The sequence below is a fragment of the Silanimonas sp. genome (assembly GCF_027530345.1).
Classification (GTDB): domain Bacteria; phylum Pseudomonadota; class Gammaproteobacteria; order Xanthomonadales; family Xanthomonadaceae; genus Silanimonas.
The window spans coordinates 1-18,176 of the sequence record NZ_JAPZQK010000002.1 but is presented as its reverse complement, the minus strand read 5'-3'; the positions used below and the strand labels follow the sequence as shown (position 1 = coordinate 18,176).

Here is an 18,176-nt window from a genome sequence, read left to right as displayed (position 1 = left end):
TCGCCGTGCGCGTCGGCGGTGAACGCGCCTTCGTGCTGCATGCGCGGCCTTGGCGCGAGACCAGCCTGCTGGTCGAACTGCTGAGCGAGCACCACGGCCGCATCGGCGTGGTGGCGCGCGGCGTGCAGGGGGCGAAGCAGCAGGCGCGTCGCGCTGCGTTGCAGCCTTGGCAGGCCATCGAATTCGACGCCGCCCAACGCGGCGAACTGTGGACCTTGGCGCGCTGGGAGGCCGTGGATGCCGCGCCGCGGCATGCCGGCGACGCGGCGCTGGCGGGCTTCTACGTGCACGAGCTATTACTCCGGTTGTTGCCCCGTCAGGACGCCGTTCCCGAGGTGTTCGTGCGCTACGCGGCCTTGCGCGAGGAACTGGCGCAGGTGACGCCGCCGACCGGCGCGCAGCCGCTGGCTTGGACGCTGCGCCGCTTCGAACGCGACCTGCTGGACGCCCTCGGCCTCGGGCTGCCCTGGGGCGAAACCGCCGAAAGCGAGGCGCTCGACCCGGCGGCGCGCTACCGCATTGATCCCGAGCATGGCGCCTGGCGGGATCGCAGCCATGCACCGGACAGCCTGCGCGGCAGCGCGCTACTGGCGCTCGCTGAGGACCGCTGCCCGCCGGCCGAAGAGCTGGGCGAGTTGCGTCGCGGGCTGCGCGCCATCCTGGCGCATCATCTCGGCGGCAAGCCCCTGAAGGCTTGGAGCCTGATGTCCGAGGTCGCGCGGGTGGGGCGTTCAGCCCCCGGGGCTGGCGAGCGCCTCGTCGATCCGCCGGAGTAGCCGCGTCGCGGCTTCGCCGTTGGTCGGTTCCGCATGAAGCGCCTCGACGGCACCCGCCAGTGCGGTGGCGCCGACGAAACCACAGCCAGCGCGCATCTGATGCAGGACGGCACGAAGCCCGGCGCTGTCGCTGTCGGCAAGCGCGGCAACCACCCGTTCGCGCTGGCGGGGCAATTCCTCGATGAACAGGGCACGCATCCGTCGCAACGCGGCATCGGAGCCGCCGAGCGCCGAGAGCGCCCGGGCATCGTCCCAGGCCGCGGTGGACGCTCCGAGCCAGGGCGCCAAGGCCTGTCGCAGCGCCGCCTCCGACAGTGGCTTGCCGAGGGCCTCGATGAACCCGCTGGCCATCAGGCGTCGACGTCGCTCGGCATCGAGTTCGGCCGTGAGTGCCACCGCCGGCGTGCGGTTGGAGAGGGCGCGCTGGCGGGCCAGCCAGCCGTCGCCCTGCCCGTCGGGCAGCGAGACATCGAGCAGCAGGAGTGCATATTCGTTGTCGGCACAGAGCGCACCGGCGTCCGCCAGGGTCCGGGCGGTGTCGACGATGCCGAACGGCGCCAGACTGCTGCGGGCGAATTCGCGGCTGGCGGGGTCATCTTCGACCACCAGGAAGCGTAGGCTCACGGATCCCTCCTCGATGCGTTCCTCAAGCAGGATGCCGGCCCTCGCGGCGACCCACTATAGGAAAATTCTGACGCGGCTCGCCTCCCTGGCGGCGCTTGGGTTGGCGTTCATGCTCGCGGCCCCCGAGGTGGGCGCCCGTGAGCTGCGCGTCGCCATAGGGCGCGTCGACGCCGGCGCGGCCCGGGCCGAGACGGTAGCGATGAGGCTCCGAACGGGAGCGGCCGGCGCCGAGCCCGTTGGGCTGACGGTGGAAGCCGGCCTAGTGACGCTCCCGGCCGTCGCCCTGCGCCTGGACCGCGTGGCGTGGACCTGCGAGCGCGTGCTGACCTTGGAACCTCTGGCCTGTGAAGGGCCCCTGGAGGTCGGCGGCCGCGCGGCCGGCCGGCTGGCCGTCGATCTTTCGGAGGCGCGCACCCAAGCGCATTGGTCGCAGGGGCGGCGGTCGATTCGCGTCGACAAGGATCTCGCCTCGCCATGGCGGGTGGCGGCCCAGCGCATCCCGTTGGTCTGGCTCGAGGATTTCGCGAAGCAGCTCTGGGCCGGCGGCCGCATCAGCGATGGCATGCTCTCGGGGTCCCTGTCAGTGCCTGTCGAAACGCCCGAAACCCGCGTCGACGCCGAGCTGCGGCTGGACGGCCTCGCCTTCGATACCCCGGACGGCCTGCTGGCAGGTGCCGGCCTGACCGTCCCCCTGACGCTGCGCTATGTGACGACGCCCGCGTCGGCAGCGGCCCCGGAACGAACCCGCCTCACGCTGCGTGGGGCCCTGAAGGCCGGCGAGCTGCTGGTGAGCCCGATCTATCTGGCCGTTCCAGCCGCCGGAGTGGGCCTGCAGCTGGATGCCGAATCCGAGGCGGGCGGCGGCTGGCGGCTCTCGCATTGGCAGTGGGAGGACGCGGGTGCGCTGACGGCGGTGGGCGATGCGTCGCTCGATGCGGCCGGCAACGTGACGGGGCTCGCGGCGCGCTGGCGCTCGCCGGACCTGGCCGGTCTGCGCGCGCGCTATCTCGATGGTGTCCTCGCGCCCGCGGGCTTCGGAGAACTCCAGTTGGCCGGGCAGGGGAGCGGCGCCTTCGGTTTCGATGACGAAGGGCTCTCGGCCCTTGATGTCGATCTCCGCGAAGCGATCGCGATCGACCCGAAGGGCCGCTTCTCGCTCGCCGGGCTCGACGGCGGCGTGCGCTGGTCGCGCGATTCGGCAGTGGCGAACAGCCGTTTCTCGTGGCGCGCGGCTGCGCTGTACGGCATCGGCATCGAGGCGGGCCAACTCGACTTCCGCAGCAGCGAAGGCCAGCTCGCGCTTGCGGCGCCGCTGCGCACCGGGATGCTCGGCGGGCACCTGCGGCTCGACCGGCTGGTGTGGCGGCCGGCGCGTGGTGAGGCGCCGCTGCGGATCGAGATGGGGCTGGCCCTCGAAGCGCTCGACCTCGGCAGCCTGTCGCAGCGCCTCGGCTGGCCGGACTTCGAAGGCACGATCGGCGGCACGCTGCCGAACGCGCTCTATGAGCGCAATCGCGTGAGCTTCGAAGGCGGGCTGGCCATGCAGCTGTTCGGCGGTGAGGTGCGCATCGACGATCTCGCGCTCGAGCGGCCGTTCGGCGTCGCGCCCTCACTGGCGGCCAACGTCCGTTTCCAGGACATCGACCTCGCGCCACTGACCGGCGCCTTCGGTTTCGGCGAGATCACCGGCCGCCTCGACGGACGCATCCGCGATTTGCGCCTCGTCGACTGGACGCCCGTGGCCTTCGATGCGCGGCTGCTCACCGATCGGAACTGGGAGGGCTCGCGCCGCGTCAGCCAGCGCGCGGTTCAGGACATTTCCGACCTCGGCGGCTCCGGCCTGATTGCCGGCCTGCAGGCGCGGCTGCTGCGCACCTTCGACGATTTCGGCTACGACCGCATCGGCATCGGCTGCGTGCTTAAAGACAACCGCTGCGCCATGAGCGGCCTGAAGAAGCGCGGCGACGGCTACGTGATCATCGATGGGCGTGGCCTGCCGCGGATCGAGGTGGTCGGCTTCCGGCGCAGTGTCGATTGGCCGACGCTCGTCTCGCGGCTGAAGGACGCTACCGAAGGCGACACGCTACGCATCGAATGAGGGAGGCCTCGCGTGGCCGGCGAGCGTCGTCGCCAGCCTGAACGCCGGGCGACGGTGGCAGGCCATCGGCTTGCGCGGCGCGCGCGCCACGGCGTTAGCATCCAAGACATCCCGCCATCGAGGTGATCGCCATGCGCCAGCCCCTGCTGAAGCTCTCCGCCCTGCTGCTGCCCGTTGCGTTGCTGGCGTCGTGTGTGACGATCAACGTGTACTTCCCGGCTGCCGAGGCCCAGAAGGCCGCAGAGGAATTCGTCGAGGACGTGATTGGCGATGCGCCCACGGCCAGCGGCGGTTCGGCCAGCCTCGAGCGCGGCGAAGCCGCCCGCTTCGTCGCGGCGACGGTCGAAGGTCGTGACGTCGTTCCGGCCCGCGTTTTCTCGCACACCGAAACGCGTTTCGACCCGGTCGGGTTCTTCATCACCAGCGCACACGCGCAGGAAAACGTCGACATCCGCATCCGCACGCCGGCCATCCAGGCCATCCAGACGCGGATGGCGGAGCGCTTCCAGGGCACGCTGGCGCCGCTCTTCGACGCCGGAGCAATGGGCTTCGGCAACGACGGTCTCGTGGTGCTGCGTGACCCGGCCAAGGTGCCGCTGGCACAGCGCACCGCCGCGAACCAGGCCGTCGCCGAGGAAAACCGTGACCGCAACGCTGTCTACCGCGAGATCGCCGTGGCCAACGGCCATCCGGAGTGGGAGACGCAGATCCGCCAGACCTTCGCCAAGGAATGGGTGGCCCAGGCCCGCGCCGGCTGGTGGTACCAGGACAGTGCCGGGGCCTGGAAGCAGAAGTAAGCCCGGGCGTGCGAAAATCGCGCCCCGTTCTTCCCGAGCTTTCCCGTGGCGCGACAGCGGCAACGACTGGACCCTGATTTCGAAATCGCCATCGACGGCCTGACCCACGACGGCCGGGGCGTCGGCCGCCGAGATGGCAAGGCGGTGTTCGTGGCCGGTGCGTTGCCCGGCGAGCGCGTGCGGGCGAAGCAGACCGCGAAGAACCGCCACTTCGACGAGGCGGCGGCTTTCGAGGTACTCGAGGCCTCGGCCGATCGCGTGGCGCCGCGCTGCGCGCACTTCGGCACCTGCGGTGGCTGCGCCATGCAGCACCTCGACGAGGCACGGCAGATCGAGGCCAAGGACCGCGTGCTCACCGAGAACATGGCGCGCATCGGCCACGTCGAGCCGCGCGAGTGGTTCACGCCCATCCGCGATGCCCAATGGGGCTACCGCCGCAAAGGGCGCCTCTCGGTGCGCTGGGTCGAGAAAAAGGCCAAGGCGCTGGTGGGCTTCCGCGAGCAGGACCCGCGCTTCGTCGCCGACCTGACCGAATGCCACACGGTGATCCCGGCCGTGGGCCAGCGGATCCAGGCGCTGTCGGCGCTGGTGGAATCGCTCGAAGGTCGTCGCACGATCCCGCAGATCGAGTTCATCGCTGGCGACGGCGCGCTGGACGGTGGTGTGTCGCGCGAGAGCGGCGCGCTGGCGCTGGTGTTCCGCCATTTGGAGCCGCTGTCGGCTGGCGACCTCGAAAAGCTGACGGACTTCGCCAAGCGCGAGGCGGTTGCGGTGTTCCTGCAGCCGGGCGGCATCGATACGGTCGCACCGCTGTGGCCCGAACACGTCGACCTGCATTTCGACTTGAGTGCCGCTGACGTCGGCGCGGCCGAGGGCGTTCGCCTCCAGTTCCGCCCGCTGGACTTCATCCAGGTCAATGCCGGCCTGAACCGCCAGATGATCGCGCGGGCCATCGATCTGCTCGACCTCAAGCCCGGCGAGCGCGTGCTGGATCTGTTCTGCGGCCTCGGCAATTTCACCTTGCCGATCGCGCGACGCGGCTTCGATGTCGTCGGCGTCGAGGGCGATGCCGGGCTGGTGGCGCGGGCGCGGCAGAACGCGGAAGCCAATGGCCTGCCGAACGCGCGCTTCTTCGCTGCCGACCTCGCCAAGGACCTCTCGGCCGAACCGTGGATGCGCGATGGCTTCGACAAGCTGCTGATCGACCCGCCGCGCGCCGGGGCCGCCGAAGTGCTGGCCCAGCTGCCGCTGAAGAACATCCCGCGCATCGTCTACGTGAGCTGCCACCCGGGCTCGCTGGCGCGCGACGCCGGCTTCCTCGTCAAGGAGCGCGGCTACACCCTGCTCGGCGCCGGCGTGATGGACATGTTCCCGCACACCGCGCACGTCGAGTCGATCGCCGTGTTCGAGCGCCGCTGATGGGCATCGAGATCGAGCGCAAGTTCCTCGTGGTGGGCGACGCGTGGCGCGCGCAGGCCTCGCGCAGGCAGCGCATGGCGCAGGGCTACCTCAACGACGCGGCATCGCTGCAGGCCGGCGCGCAGAAGGCGTCGGTGCGTGTTCGGATCGCGGGTGAGCAGGCCGCGCTGAACCTGAAGTCGCGCGAGCTCGGGGCCTCGCGGCAGGAGTTCGAGTACGCCATCCCGCTGGCCGATGCGGAAGCCCTGCTGGCGCTCTGCGTCGGTGGCGTCATCGACAAGACGCGGCATTACGTCACCATCGGCGCCCATTTGTGGGAGGTCGACGAGTTCCACGGCGACAACGCCGGGCTCGTCGTCGCCGAGATCGAACTGGGCGCGGTCGACGAGGCCTTCGAGAAACCGTCATGGGCCGGTGCGGAAGTCACCGAACACGCCCGCTACTACAACCTTGCGCTGTCGGCCCGGCCATACGCGCAGTGGACCGACGAGGAGAAACACGCGTGCTGATCTTCGGCATCGCCGGCACGGAACTTACCGCGCAGGAGCGCGACTGGCTGCAGCATCCGCAAGCGGCTGGCGTGATCCTGTTCAAGCGCAACTTCGCCTCGCGCCAGCAGGTGACGGAACTCGCCGCCGCCATCCGCGAGGCTGCACCGCGCCAACAGCTGCTCTGCGTCGACCAGGAAGGCGGCCGCGTGCAGCGCTTCGTCGAGGGCTTCACCAAGCTGCCGGCGCTGGCGCCGTTCGGTCCGCTGCATGATCGCGACCCCGGCGCTGCGCTGCGCCTCGCGCACGAGCACGCTTGGCTGATGGCCAGCGAGGTCCGCGCCATCGGCCTCGACCTCAGCTTCGCCCCGGTGGTGGACCTCGGCCGCGGCAATCTCGCCATCGGCGACCGCGCCTTCCACGCCGACCCGCAGGTGGTCGCCGCCTTCACCCGCGCCTACGTGCAGGGCATGCACGCCGCCGGCATGGCCGCGACGCTGAAGCATTTCCCGGGCCACGGCTCGGTGCTGGAAGACACGCACTTCGATGAAGCCATCGACCCGCGTCCGCTCGTCGTGCTGGAGCGCGAGGACCTCGTGCCCTTCGCGGCCGGCATCGAAGCGGGCGCCGAAGCGGTGATGCTGGCCCACGTCACGTACCCGGCCATCGCGCCGGAACCGGCCGGCTACTCGCCGTTCTGGTTGAAGGATGTGCTGCGCGATCGCATGGGCTTCCGCGGCGTGGCCTTCTCCGACGACATCGGCATGGCCGCGGCGGAATCGGCCGGCGGCATCCAGGCGCGCATCGATGCCCACCTCGACGCCGGCTGCGACGTGGTGCTGGTCTGCGCCCCGGCGCTGGTCGAGGACAGCCTCAAGGCCTGCGACCACCGCGGCCCCGCCAACACGGCCGCGCTCACCGGCCTGATGGGCCGTGGCGCGCTGGGCTGGCAGGGACTGCTCGCCGATGCCCGCCGCCCCGCCATCCAGTCCGCGCTTGGCGCGTCCCCGTTCATCGCCTGAGGCTCCCCCCAATGACCCGCCCCCTGCTCGCCGATGCGCTGCGCGATTCGCGCGTGATCCATGACCGCGCAGCCATCGATGCCGCCATCGCTCGCGTCGCCGCCGAGCTCCGCACGGTGTACGCCGATGTCGCCGAGCCGCCGTTGTTCCTGACCGTGATGAACGGCGGGATGCTGTTCGCCACCGGCCTCGCGCTGGAGGCCGGCTTCGACTTCGAGTTCGACTACCTGCACGCCACGCGCTACCGCGGCAAGACCACCGGCGAGACGCTGGTGTGGCTGCATCGCCCGCAGACCGCGCTGAAGGGCCGCCGCGTGCTCGTCGTGGACGACATCCTCGACGAGGGCAACACGCTGGTCGGCATCACCCAATGGTGCCGCGACCAGGGCGCGTCGGAAGTGCGCGTGTCCGTGCTATGCCGCAAGGTCCACGACCGCTGCGCGCCCGATGCGAAGGCCGAGCACATCGGCCTCGAGGTGCCGGACTTCTACGTCTACGGCTACGGCATGGATTTCCACGAGCAGGGCCGCAACCTGCCGGCCATCTACGCCTGGGAGCCGAAGGCATGAGCCGCGCGATCGATTTCGCCGTGATCGGCGGCACCGGCCTGTACAAGCTGGCCGAACTCGAGGGCGTGGAGACGCACAGCGTCGAGACGCCCTACGGCACGCCCTCAGCGCCGGTGCGCATCGGTGGCTTCGGCCCGCACCGCATCGCCTTCATGGCCCGCCACGGCGAAGGCCACGCGATGCCGCCGCACCGCATCAACTACCGCGCCAACCTGTGGGCGCTGAAGTCCATCGGCGCGACCCGCGTCGTCGCCGTCAATTCGGTTGGCGGCATCACCGAGGCCTGGGGCCCGCGCGTCATCGGCGTGCCCGACCAGATCATCGACTACACGCACGGCCGCACGGTGAGCCTGTGGGACGGCGAGGGCGAAGCCCTGCACGTCGATTTCGGCGACCCGTACACGCCCTCGCTGCGCCGCGCGCTGGTCGAGGCTGCGAAAGCCGCGGGCGTGCCCGTGGTCGACGGCGGCTGCTACGGCGCCACGCAGGGCCCGCGGCTGGAGACCAAGGCCGAGATCGAACGCCTGCGTCGCGACGGCTGCGACCTCGTCGGCATGACCGGCATGCCGGAAGCCGCGCTCGCGCGCGAACTCGGACTCGACTACGCCTGCCTCGCCATCGTTGCGAATTGGGCGGCGGGCCGCGCGCCGACCGACGAGGTGATCACCCTCGAGGACGTGCTGGCGAACATGGCCGCCGCCACGGAGCCGCTGCCCGGCATGCTGCGGGCCTTGAAGGCCTGAGCCTCGATCGCGGCCCCCGACGCGCATGAGGCCCCTCGACATCGCCATCGTCGGCTACGGCACCGCCGGCCAGGCCTTGGCCGTGCTGCTCTCGCGCGACGGTCATCGCCTGCAGGTGTTCGAACAGGCCGAAGCGCCGCGACCGGTCGGCGCGGGCTTCCTGCTGCAGCCCACCGGGCTGGGCGCGCTCTGGCAGATGGGCTTGCTCGATTCCGTCATGGCGCATGGTCGGCGCATCGATCGCCTGTTCGGCGACACGCCGCGCGGCGACGGGCATCGCGCGGTGATGGACATGCGCTATGTCGGTCTCGACGCCCGCCTGTTCGGCTGGGGCCTGCAGCGCGGCGCGCTGTTCGAGGCGCTGCGGGCGGCTTGGCCCGACCACGACCGCATCACCACGGGGACGCGGATCGAGCGCGTCGACGATACCGGTACGCTGGTGGACGCGCGCGGCCAGCGCCACGGCCCTTTCCATCTGGTGATCGCTGCCGATGGCGCGCACTCGGCGTTGCGCCAATCGATGGCGGGCGTGGCGTCGATGGATGCCGTCTATCCGTGGGGCGCGCTGTGGTGCCTGTGCGAGGACCGCGGTTGGGCGCATCCGAACGAGCTTCGCCAGCGGTATCGGCAGGCCCGCAAGATGGTCGGCGTGCTGCCCGTGGGCACGCGGCCCGGTGATGCGCGGCCGATGCTGAGCTTCTTCTGGAGCCTGCCGCGCGAGGCCTTCGAGGCCTGGGAACGCGAGGGCCTCGACGCGTGGAAGGCGGAACTCGCGGCGCTGTGGCCGGAAGCGGCCGAACTCGTGGCCGGCATTTCCGAGGCGGGAACGCTCGCCCGCGCGACCTACCGCGACGTCGTGATCGACGGCCCCTGGCATCGCGGCCGCTTGGTGTTCTGCGGCGATTCCGCCCACGCGATGAGCCCGCAGTTGGGGCAGGGCGTGAACATGGCCCTGCTCGACGCGCTCGCGCTGCGCTATGCGCTCCGGACGATGCTGGAAACTGCTCCCGCGGACGCAAAGGCCCTCGATGCCGCTCTTCGCACCTTCGCCGACGAGCGCCGTCGCCATGTCGGGATCTACCAGTTCTGGAGCCGCTGGCTGACGCCGGTCTTCCAAGGTGAGCAGGACACCATCGCGGCGCTTCGCGACGCGCTGTTCGTGCCGATGGGCCGCCTGCCGGGCGGGCGCGGCCAGATGCTGCGCGTTTTGACGGGCACGCAGCGGGGCTGGCTGGGGCGGCATGCGTTGCCCGAGGGTCTACTCGAGGCGCTGTCCATGGCAGGCAGTGGGGACCCCGCGATCCCGCGCTGAGCTTCCGCGCTCAGCGGCGGTCGGTTTTCTCCGCGTGCAGCGCGTGCTCGGCGTCGCGCATCACGCGCTCGGCGTTGAGGCCGGCGCGGTCGATCAGTGCCGCACCGATGCACAGCTCGATGCGCGGCATCGTTTCGTTGGTGAGGTTGTCGGCGAGCACGGCATCGATGATGCGCTCGGCGGCGACGGCGGCCTGCAGTTCGGGGTTCGACAGGCGGTTCAGCAGCACGGCGAAGTCGTCATCGCCGAGGCGCGCCACGATGTCGTGGCCGCGGGTGCAGCGGTGAAGCACGTCCGCCACGCGCTGCAGCACGGTGTCGCCCACCGCGTGGCCATGCGCCTCGTTGATGCGGTGGAAGCGATCGAGGTCGATGAAGAGCACGGCGCTGTTCTGGCTGGGCGACCAGTGGGCCGCGCTGGTGCTCAGCGCCGTCTGGAAGGGTTCCAGCTTGAGCAGGCCGGTGAGGACGTCGAGGTCGCCATGGCGACGCTCGCCGGCTTCGCGGTGGCTCGTCTGCGAGAACGCGCCGGCGAGCAGGCGCTCAGGGTCTTCGGGGCGATCAGCGAGCAGCGTGCGCGCGACACTCGCGGCGATGATGCCCGCGCCGATGCGCAACAGGTTCACCGCGGCGTCGGAGTAGCCGTGCGCCGTGCGCCAGCCGGCCATGAGTACGCCGGCCGGCGTGCCGGAGACATCGACGGGAACGGCGACGAGTGCCGCCGATTCGCTGCGCAGGCACAGGCTGCGATCGACGCGCGCGTCGGTCATCGTGTCGGGGGCGAGGGCCACGTTGCGGCTGAGCAGGGCCGAACCGCCGAGGCTGCCGGTCACGCCACCGCGCGAGCCGACAAGGGTGGCGAAACTGCCGACAGTGGCGACATGCACGAGTTCATCGCCCTCGCGCCGTTCGAAGGCCAAGCCGTCGGCGCCGCAAGCGTCCTTCAGCTCGGCCAGCAGGCGGGGCAGTACGTCGGCGGGGCGACCGCGGAGTTCGGCGAGGGCGGCCATCGCGCCGAGGGCGCGGGCCAGTCGATCGGCGTCGGACAGGGAGGCGTCGAACATCGGGGCCACTGTCAAGGAAGTGGGCCAAGCGTAGTCGAAGCCGGGGCGGCGGGCGACGGCCCATGCCCGAACTGGAGCCGCGCCAGCTCGGCGTACAGCCCGCCCTTGGCCTGGAGCTCCGCGTGCGTGCCGACATCGACGATGCGGCCACCGTCCATCACCACGATGCGGTCCGCCTTCAGCACGGTAGCCAGCCGGTGGGCGATCACCAGCGTGGTGCGGCCCGCCATGAGGCGCTCCAGCGCCTGCTGGATCATGTGCTCGCTCTGCGCGTCGAGCGCCGAGGTGGCCTCGTCGAGCAGCAGCACCGGCGCGTCCTTGAGGAGGGCGCGGGCGATGGCCACGCGCTGCTGCTGGCCGCCGGAAATGCGTGCCCCGCGCTCACCCAGTTCACTCTCGTAGCCCTGTGGCAGCGCACGGATGAAGTCGTCCGCCTCGGCAAGGCGCGCAGCCTTCGCGATGTCCTCGTCGGTGGCGTCGAGGCGGCCGTAGCGGATGTTCTCGGCCGCACTCGCGGCGAAGATCATCGGGTCCTGCGGCACGAGGGCGATCGTGCTCCGCAGCGCCTGCGGGTCGAGGGCGCGCAGGTCGATGCCGTCGAGGGTGATGCGGCCCTGCTGCGGGTCATGGAAGCGCAGCAGCAGCTGCAGCACGGTGCTCTTGCCGGCACCTGAGGGGCCGACCAAGGCGACCGTCTCGCCAGGGCGCACTTCGAGGTCGAGGCCATCCAGCGCGGCATCGTCCGGACGCGTGGGGTAGTGGAAGCGCACGCCCTCGAAACGGATCGCGCCGTGCACCGGCGCGGGCAGCGGCGTCGGCACGGCCGGCGCGGTGATCTTCGACTCCTCGGCGAGCAGATCAGCGATGCGCTGCATGCCGCCACCCGCGCGCTGTACTTCGGCCCAGACCTCGGTGAGCGCACCGACCGAGCCGGCGCCGATCAGCGCGTAGAGCATGAACTGGCCGAGCGTGCCCGCGCTCATGGTCCCGGCGATCACGGCCTGCGCGCCGCTCCAAAGCACCAGCACGATGGCGCCGAAAAAGAGAACGATGGCCGTGGCGGTCAGCAGCGCTTGCAGCCGCACGCGCTTGGCGGCGGCATCGAGCGTGGCGCGCAAGGCATCGCCGAAACGCTGCCGCTCGTAGGCCTCGCGGGCGTAGCTCTGCACGGTATGCATCGCGCCGAGGGTTTCGCCGGCACGGGTGTTTGCCTCGGCCACGCGGTTCTGCGAAGTCTCGCTGGCCTTGCGCACGCGACGTCCGCCGAGCGCGATCGGCAGCACCGCGAGCGGGATGCCGACCACCGCGAGCCCCGCGAGCTTCGGGCTGGTGACTACGAGCATCGCGAGGCTGCCCAGCACCGTCACGACGCTGCGCAAAGCCACCGACATGCTGGAGCCCACGACGCTGCGCAGCAGCTCGGTGTCGGCCGACAGCCGCGACACCAGCTCGGCGGAGCGCGAGCGGTCGTAGAAGGCCTGGTCGAGCGAGAGGAAGTGTCCATAGAGCTTGGCGCGCAGGTCGACCACGACGCGTTCGCCGAGGATCGACACGAAGTAGAAGCGCAGCGCCGTCGCGAGCGCCAGCAGCACCGCCACGCCGAACATCAGCAGGAACCAGCGGTCGATGTCGCCGCCGGCGCTGAAGCCCTGGTCGATCATGTGCTTCACGGCGACGGGGAGCGACAGCGTCGCGGCCGACGACAGGGCGAGCGCGCCGAGCCACGCCGCGAGCAGGCGTCGGTGCGGCGACAGGAAGGGCAGCAGGCCGCGCAGCGAATTGACGCTCTGGCGCGGGCTGGGCTTGGAGGACGGTGCGGGATCGCTCATGCCGCCATTGTCGCATTGCCCCGGGCGCGGGCTCAGCGTTCGCGGAAGACCCGCGACAGCCCACGGGTGGCGTCCCGCAGGCGCTCCTCGAAGGCCTCGACGGCGTCGTTCGGCAGGTCACAGCTGATCCGCAGGCCTTCGGCGTCGAATTGTTCCTCGCCCTTCACGGCACCGAAGGCCGCCAACGCCGCATGCAGGGCCTGCACGTGGCCGAATCCGACCTGCACGACCAGCGATTCCCAGTGGACGATGGCCTTCCGCGGCGCGGTGCGCAGGGCCTCGGCCGCGGCACCGCCGTAGGCGCGCACCAACCCGCCGGCGCCGAGCTTGATACCGCCGAACCAGCGGGTGACCACGACGGCGATGCCATCGAGCCCTTGCCCGTCGATGGCGGCGAGGATGGGTTTGCCGGCGGTGCCGGCCGGTTCGCCGTCATCGCTGAAGCGGTAGGCGGCGCCGATGCGATAGGCCCAGCAGTTGTGGGTGGCCTCTGGCACGGAAACGCGTTCGATGAAGGCGAGGGCGGCCTGCGGGGAATCGACCGGCTCGGCGCGGGCGAGGTGCCGGCTTTTCTTCACCTCGAGCATCGCCTCGGCCGGCCCGGCCAGCGTTTCGCGGGGCGCGCTCACTCGTCGTCGCGGGAGAGGCCGTCGATGCCGGCCGCCTGGCCGAAGTCGATCAGGTCCTGCGGCAAGGGCTTGCGCGGGTAGCGTTCGATGAAGCCTTCGAGGCTTTGCCGCGCGCCTTCGGTGTCGCCGCGATCGATGCGCGCGCGGATGCGCTGGATCCACGTCTGTGGCCCGGCCTTGCTGTCTTCCGACACCACGGTGGCGGCGTCGACGCCAGCCACGCGCGAGCCGAACACGGTGATGCTTTCGAGGGAGGCGGATTCGTCCGCCGCGTCGTCCGCCAGTGATCCGCCGGGAGCTGCCGCGGGGGCAGGCGCGGGCGCCATGCGCATCGTCGACTGCTCGCGGGCGCGCTCGGCTTCGGGTCGTGCTTCGGCCATGGCTGCCGGTGCCGCTGGCGCGGGTAGCGCTGGAGGTGCCGGTGGCGGCGCGGCAGGCGCGCTGGCAACGGCCGCCTGCGGAGCGGGCGCTTCCATCGGCGGGGGAGGCGGCGGTGGCGGTGCGATCGTGCGCGCGGGTGTCGCCGCCACGCCGATTTCCACGCTGATGTGCTCCTCCGGCGCGGGCGGCAGCGGCGCGGCAGGCTGCACGTCGGGCTCGGCATTCGCCGCGCTCGGTGCCACTTCCTCGCGCAGTTCGGTGCCGACGAGGTCGAAGGACTCGGTGCCGAAACCGCCCATGCGCCACACGAGGCCGGCGGCGAAGACGCAGCTCGCGGCCACGCCCAAGCCCCAGGCGATGCGCGGCGCGCGGCGCGCGCGCGGTTGCGCCTCGTCCTTCTGCGCCGGCGTGGTGACGACGGCATCGCGCGCCATCGCGAGGATGCGCGCATCGAGGGCCGACGGCGGTTCGCCGGCCGGCAGCGCGCGCAGCACGCGGGCGAGCTCGCGCTCGTCGGCGTCCAGCGGGTCGTGGCGGTCGGTGCTCATCGGTTCGATCCTGTCGCGGCTTGCGCCTCGGGGCCATCGCGTTGGCCGCCCAGGCGGGCTCTCAGTTTGTCCATCGCATAGCGCAGCCGCGATTTCACGGTTTCGCGGCCCGCGCCGGTGATCTCGCCGATCGCCTCCAGCGAGAGCTCCTGCTCCAGCCGCAGCACCACGACTTCGCGCTGGTCGGGGGGCAGGGCTTCGAGGGCGCGCTGCAGGCGGCGGCGTTCCTCGAAGACGGAGAGCGTGTGCTCGGGCGTTTCCGGATCGGCCTCGCGCTCCAGCCGCGCCATGTCGTCTTCGCTGGCCATCGGGCGGTGCGTCGCCGCACGCCAGTGGTCGGTGAGCCGGTTCGTCGCGATCTGGTACAGCCAGGTGCTGAACTTCGCCTCGGGCCGGTAGCGGTCGCGCGCGGTGACCACCTTCTGCCAGACGTCCTGGAAGAGCTCCTCCGCCGTGGCCTGCACGCGCACCTGGCGGAGGATGAAACGGAACAGCGGGCCGCGGTGGCGCGCGTACAGCGGCTCGAAGGCCTCGGCCTCGCCGGCCGCATAGGCCAGCATCAAGGCTTCGTCGCTGCGCTCGGCATCCATGCTCGGGAGCGTAGGCGAATTCGCCTCATTCGGACACTGCCAGCGCAGGCCGTTCGGCCTCTGGCAGGGATTCGCCGTCGAGCGTCGCGGCCTGTCGCACCATCCGACGCAGTTCGTCGCGGCTGGCGGCATCGCGCGCGTCCGGCGCGGCAGCGAAGGCCGCATCAACCCAGCGAGCCACCTCCGGCCAGCCTGCACCGCCCAGCGCCTCACCGCCGCGCAGGCGCTCGCCGTAGGCCGTCACGGCGGCGGCCCACTGCAGTGCGGGCGATGCCGTGGTGGCTATGTCGGCGCGGCGGACCGGGCGCTCCAGCAGTCGGCTCGCGCCGCCTTCCGGCGCCTTGTACCGAAGGCGCACGGTGGCCAACTCGCCCGCGGCACCGGTGGCAGGCGTGCGTGCTCCGGCGGCGTACTTCAGCGGCGCGTTCCATTCCCCGCCGCTGCCCACCAGCGCGATCTCGTAAAGGGCCGTCACGTCGTGGCCCGCGCCGATCTCGCCAGCATCGACCGCGTCGTTGGCGAAGTCCTCGCGCTTCAGCTGGCGGTTCTCGTAGCCGACGAGGCGGTACTCGGCCACCTGCGCCGGATTGAACTCGACCTGGATCTTCACGTCCTTGGCGACGGTCAGCAGGGTGCCGGCCATTTCGTCGCGCAGCACCTTGCGTGCCTCGCGTGGGCTGTCGATGTAGGCATGGTTGCCGTCGCCGATGTTCGCGAGCTGCTCGGCCATCGCGTCGTTGTAGTTGCCCTGTCCGAAGCCGAGCGTTGACAGGGCGATGCCGTGCTTGCGCTGTTCGGCGACGAAAGCCTCGAGCGTGGTCTGGTCCGTGGTTCCGACGTTGAAGTCACCGTCGGTGGCCAGCACGATGCGGTTCACGCCGCCGTCGATCTTCGCCTCGCGGGCGATGCGGTAAGCGAGTTCGATGCCGGCGCCGCCATTGGTGGAACCGCCGGCTTCGAGGCGATCCAGGGCTTCCAGGATCGTGGCGCGTTCGGCACCGGAGGTGGGCGGCAACACGAGGCCGGCGCTACCCGCGTAGACGACCAGGGCGATGCGGTCCTGTGGGCGCATTTGCAGCACCAGTTCGCGCAGGGCCTGCTTCACCAGCGGAAGCTTGTCGGCGTCCTGCATCGAACCGCTGGTGTCGACGAGGAAGACCAGGTTGCTGGGCGGCAGCTCGGTGGCCGGCACCTCGTAGGCCTTCAAGGCGACGCGCATCAGCAGGCGGCGGGCGTTCCATGGTGCGGGGGCCACCTCCGTGTGCACCGCGAACGGCTGGCTTCGCGAGGCGGGCGCTTCGTCGGCGTAGTCGAAGTAGTTGAGCAGTTCTTCGACGCGCACTGCGTCGGCGGGCGGGCGCTGGCCCCAGCCGATCATGCGGCGCAGGTTGCTGTAGCTGCCTGTGTCCACGTCGATGCTGAAGGTCGAGACCGGCTGCTCGGCCACGCGCTGCACCGGGTTCGGTGGCACATCGGCATAGCGCTCGGTATTGGCCTCGGGAAGCGCGGCGAAATCCGCGGCCGGCGCGGCCACGGACGGCGCGGCGAAGCCCAACTGGGCGGAGGGCGCAGGCGGTGCGGGGGGCGGGGCGGGCGCGTAGGCGACGTCGGCGATGGCGTTCGCTCCGGCGCTGCGGACCCGTGCGCCGTTCACGACCAACGATTCTAGCCGCCGGGATTCCTGTTCGCGGCTGCGCTCTTGCAGGACGGCCGGTTCCTCGGGCGGTGGCGTGCTGGCGACCTCGTTGGAGGAGCGGCAGCCCGAGAGGGCCAGCAGAACGGCGGTCGCGAGCAGGGTTTGGGCGGTGCGGTTGGGACGGGTCGACATGGCGTGGCTCCGGGGTGGGTGACGGCTTCAACGCCCGAAGCGAAGGAACGGGGTTGAAGCCGCCCGCGCTCGGGCGCAGGCTCCGCGCATGCGCTTCCGTCTCGCCTTCCTGCCGCTCTGGCTGGCCCTCCTCGCCGCGTCGGGGCTTCAGGCCCGCTCGTCGGAATGCGGCTTCATCAAGGACCCGGATCGCCGCGCGGCCTGCCGTGCGGAGGCCGACGGAAGCAGCAGCGAGTGCGGCTTCATCCGCGATGCCGACCAGCGGGCCTACTGTCGGGCCAAGCAGGAAGGCAGTGAATCCCAATGCGGCTTCATCGGCGATGCCGACCTCCGTTCGCGCTGTCGGGCCGAGACCGGTGGCGGTGGGAGCCAATGCGGCTTCATCCGCGATCCCGACCAGCGCGCCTTCTGTCGCGCCACCACGGACGGTGAATCGAGCCAGTGCGGCTTCATCCGCGACGACGACCTGCGTGCCCACTGCCGCGCCCGCACCGGCGGCGGGGAATCCCAGTGCGGGTTCATTCGCGATCCGGACCGCCGGGCAGCGTGCCGGGCTGGAGGTTGAGGAAAACGGCCATTGCGCGATGCGGCGGTCTTCGGTGCGCCCCAGCGGTCTCGATGAGGCTGCTCGATGGCGGACAGACTGCCTAGGCCAGCAGGATCGCGGTGGCGAGCGGGGCGGTGCTCCGCTCATTGGCAGGCTCTGCTTTCGTCGGCTGGAGCAGCGCTTCGATTTGCGCCCCTGTTGCGCTAGCCATCGAGAGGTGCACGCCTCTCCTGGACGTATCCATCCAGCAGCTTGGCGATCTTCCTCGCCAAGCGGAGATTCTCTGCCGAGTAGGGAAGTCGGATGCCGGGCTGAGGATGGAATTCCTCCGGAAGGTCATCCGGAACCGTTGGTATCCAGTGAGCCCTTGACGCAGCATCCGGAAACGCCTGCAGGACAGTGTTCCAGTCCTTCGCCTCGAGGGCGTCGTCTCTGACCACCCAATACGCCTGAACGGCCGTTCCGCGAAAGTGCGCGGTCAGCGGCCCAAGAAGCGGGAATACGCAATACGCCAACAGTCCTACCAGAAGCGCCCCGGTGCCCGCGATGACCAGCCAGGCGATAAAGAAGATGGCGATCGGCAAGAGGAAAAGACCCGGAAAGATCCAAAAGGCATCCTCGAGCTCCTTTCTGGATGGCATGAACAAGTCAACGACAGGAAACGTGATCAAGGCGAGCGCGCCCCCTGCACATATGAGCGAAAAGAGAAGTCGCTTGATCAGATGCGGCATCAGCACCGTCCAGACTCAGGACAACGAAAAGCCCCGCCTAAGGATGGTCTGAACAACCCGCCAAACCCTCGTGATTTCGCGGCCTGAAGGCCGAAATCGCGTCAATCTGGCCGTATTTCGCGGTTTTTTCGCGCCGCCAGACGGGTTTCCCCGTCCAGCGGACGCACTTACCCCGCCGCCGG

Annotated in this window: 18 protein-coding genes; 10 read left to right on the top strand and 8 right to left on the bottom strand. The window is 70.6% G+C overall.

What is annotated here, in order from left to right; translation table 11 throughout:
- Positions 1-5 precede the first annotated feature (5 nt).
- Positions 6-776, top strand: a complete 771-nt coding sequence (gene recO / locus O9255_RS00230) for a DNA repair protein RecO (RefSeq protein WP_297864821.1) — start codon at positions 6-8, stop codon at positions 774-776.
- On the opposite strand, the gene O9255_RS00225 is transcribed toward recO, so the two are convergent.
- Entirely contained in the window at positions 732-1,400 is a 669-nt protein-coding gene (locus O9255_RS00225) for a response regulator (RefSeq protein ID WP_297864820.1), read from the bottom strand. The genes recO and O9255_RS00225 overlap by 45 nt on opposite strands.
- A 109-nt stretch (positions 1,401-1,509) precedes the next feature.
- Here O9255_RS00225 and O9255_RS00220 point away from each other — a divergent pair, with 109 nt between their 5' ends.
- The 8 genes from O9255_RS00220 to O9255_RS00185 all read left to right on the top strand — a co-directional run bounded on the left by O9255_RS00220 (position 1,510) and on the right by O9255_RS00185 (position 9,848).
- Positions 1,510-3,498, top strand: coding sequence for a hypothetical protein (locus O9255_RS00220; protein ID WP_297864819.1), 1,989 nt, complete (start codon positions 1,510-1,512; stop codon positions 3,496-3,498).
- A gap of 131 nt (positions 3,499-3,629) precedes the next feature.
- Positions 3,630-4,295, top strand: coding sequence for a YdbL family protein (locus O9255_RS00215; RefSeq protein WP_297864818.1), 666 nt, complete (start codon positions 3,630-3,632; stop codon positions 4,293-4,295).
- Positions 4,296-4,340: 45 nt separating this feature from the next.
- A complete protein-coding gene (gene rlmD / locus O9255_RS00210; protein WP_297864817.1) occupies positions 4,341-5,714 on the top strand; it encodes a 23S rRNA (uracil(1939)-C(5))-methyltransferase RlmD in 1,374 nt (457 codons plus the stop codon).
- On the top strand, positions 5,714-6,223 hold the full coding sequence (locus O9255_RS00205; protein ID WP_297864816.1) for a CYTH domain-containing protein: 510 nt from the start codon (positions 5,714-5,716) through the stop codon (positions 6,221-6,223). Before rlmD ends, O9255_RS00205 begins: the two co-directional genes overlap by 1 nt.
- Positions 6,217-7,224, top strand: coding sequence for a beta-N-acetylhexosaminidase (nagZ, locus tag O9255_RS00200; protein WP_297864815.1), 1,008 nt, complete (start codon positions 6,217-6,219; stop codon positions 7,222-7,224). The genes O9255_RS00205 and nagZ overlap by 7 nt, the downstream gene beginning before the upstream one ends.
- Positions 7,225-7,235: 11 nt before the next feature.
- Positions 7,236-7,793: a hypoxanthine-guanine phosphoribosyltransferase gene (locus O9255_RS00195; protein WP_297864814.1), complete on the top strand. Its 558-nt coding sequence runs from the start codon at positions 7,236-7,238 to the stop codon at positions 7,791-7,793.
- Positions 7,790-8,536 (top strand): S-methyl-5'-thioinosine phosphorylase, encoded by a 747-nt coding sequence (locus tag O9255_RS00190; protein WP_297864813.1) that lies wholly within the window; start codon positions 7,790-7,792, stop codon positions 8,534-8,536. The genes O9255_RS00195 and O9255_RS00190 overlap by 4 nt, the downstream gene beginning before the upstream one ends.
- Before the next feature lie 25 nt (positions 8,537-8,561).
- Complete coding sequence (locus O9255_RS00185; RefSeq protein WP_297864812.1) at positions 8,562-9,848, top strand: NAD(P)/FAD-dependent oxidoreductase; 1,287 nt, start codon at positions 8,562-8,564, stop codon at positions 9,846-9,848.
- Positions 9,849-9,858: 10 nt separating this feature from the next.
- On the opposite strand, the gene O9255_RS00180 is transcribed toward O9255_RS00185, so the two are convergent.
- The 6 genes from O9255_RS00180 to O9255_RS00155 are packed head-to-tail and all read right to left on the bottom strand — an operon-like array spanning position 9,859 to position 16,716.
- On the bottom strand, positions 9,859-10,911 hold the full coding sequence (locus O9255_RS00180; RefSeq protein ID WP_297864811.1) for a GGDEF domain-containing protein: 1,053 nt from the start codon (positions 10,909-10,911) through the stop codon (positions 9,859-9,861).
- Positions 10,912-10,922: 11 nt separating this feature from the next.
- A complete protein-coding gene (locus O9255_RS00175) occupies positions 10,923-12,740 on the bottom strand; it encodes an ABC transporter transmembrane domain-containing protein (protein WP_297864810.1) in 1,818 nt (605 codons plus the stop codon).
- 32 nt (positions 12,741-12,772) lie between these two features.
- Entirely contained in the window at positions 12,773-13,327 is a 555-nt protein-coding gene (locus tag O9255_RS00170; protein ID WP_297864993.1) for a YigZ family protein, read from the bottom strand.
- Positions 13,328-13,365: 38 nt separating this feature from the next.
- Positions 13,366-14,298, bottom strand: coding sequence for a hypothetical protein (locus O9255_RS00165; protein ID WP_297864809.1), 933 nt, complete (start codon positions 14,296-14,298; stop codon positions 13,366-13,368).
- Complete coding sequence (locus tag O9255_RS00160; protein WP_297864808.1) at positions 14,295-14,888, bottom strand: RNA polymerase sigma factor; 594 nt, start codon at positions 14,886-14,888, stop codon at positions 14,295-14,297. The genes O9255_RS00165 and O9255_RS00160 overlap by 4 nt, the downstream gene beginning before the upstream one ends.
- Positions 14,889-14,913: 25 nt before the next feature.
- The gene (locus O9255_RS00155) at positions 14,914-16,716 is read right to left on the bottom strand and encodes a VWA domain-containing protein (RefSeq protein ID WP_297864807.1); all 1,803 of its coding nucleotides are present in this window, start codon (positions 16,714-16,716) and stop codon (positions 14,914-14,916) included.
- Between the two features lie 88 nt (positions 16,717-16,804).
- On the opposite strand from O9255_RS00155, the gene O9255_RS00150 reads away from it, so the two are divergent.
- Positions 16,805-17,281, top strand: coding sequence for a hypothetical protein (locus tag O9255_RS00150; RefSeq protein ID WP_297864806.1), 477 nt, complete (start codon positions 16,805-16,807; stop codon positions 17,279-17,281).
- A 185-nt stretch (positions 17,282-17,466) separates the two neighbouring features.
- On the opposite strand, the gene O9255_RS00145 is transcribed toward O9255_RS00150, so the two are convergent.
- The gene (locus O9255_RS00145) at positions 17,467-17,994 is read right to left on the bottom strand and encodes a hypothetical protein (protein ID WP_297864805.1); all 528 of its coding nucleotides are present in this window, start codon (positions 17,992-17,994) and stop codon (positions 17,467-17,469) included.
- Positions 17,995-18,176: the final 182 nt, after the last annotated feature.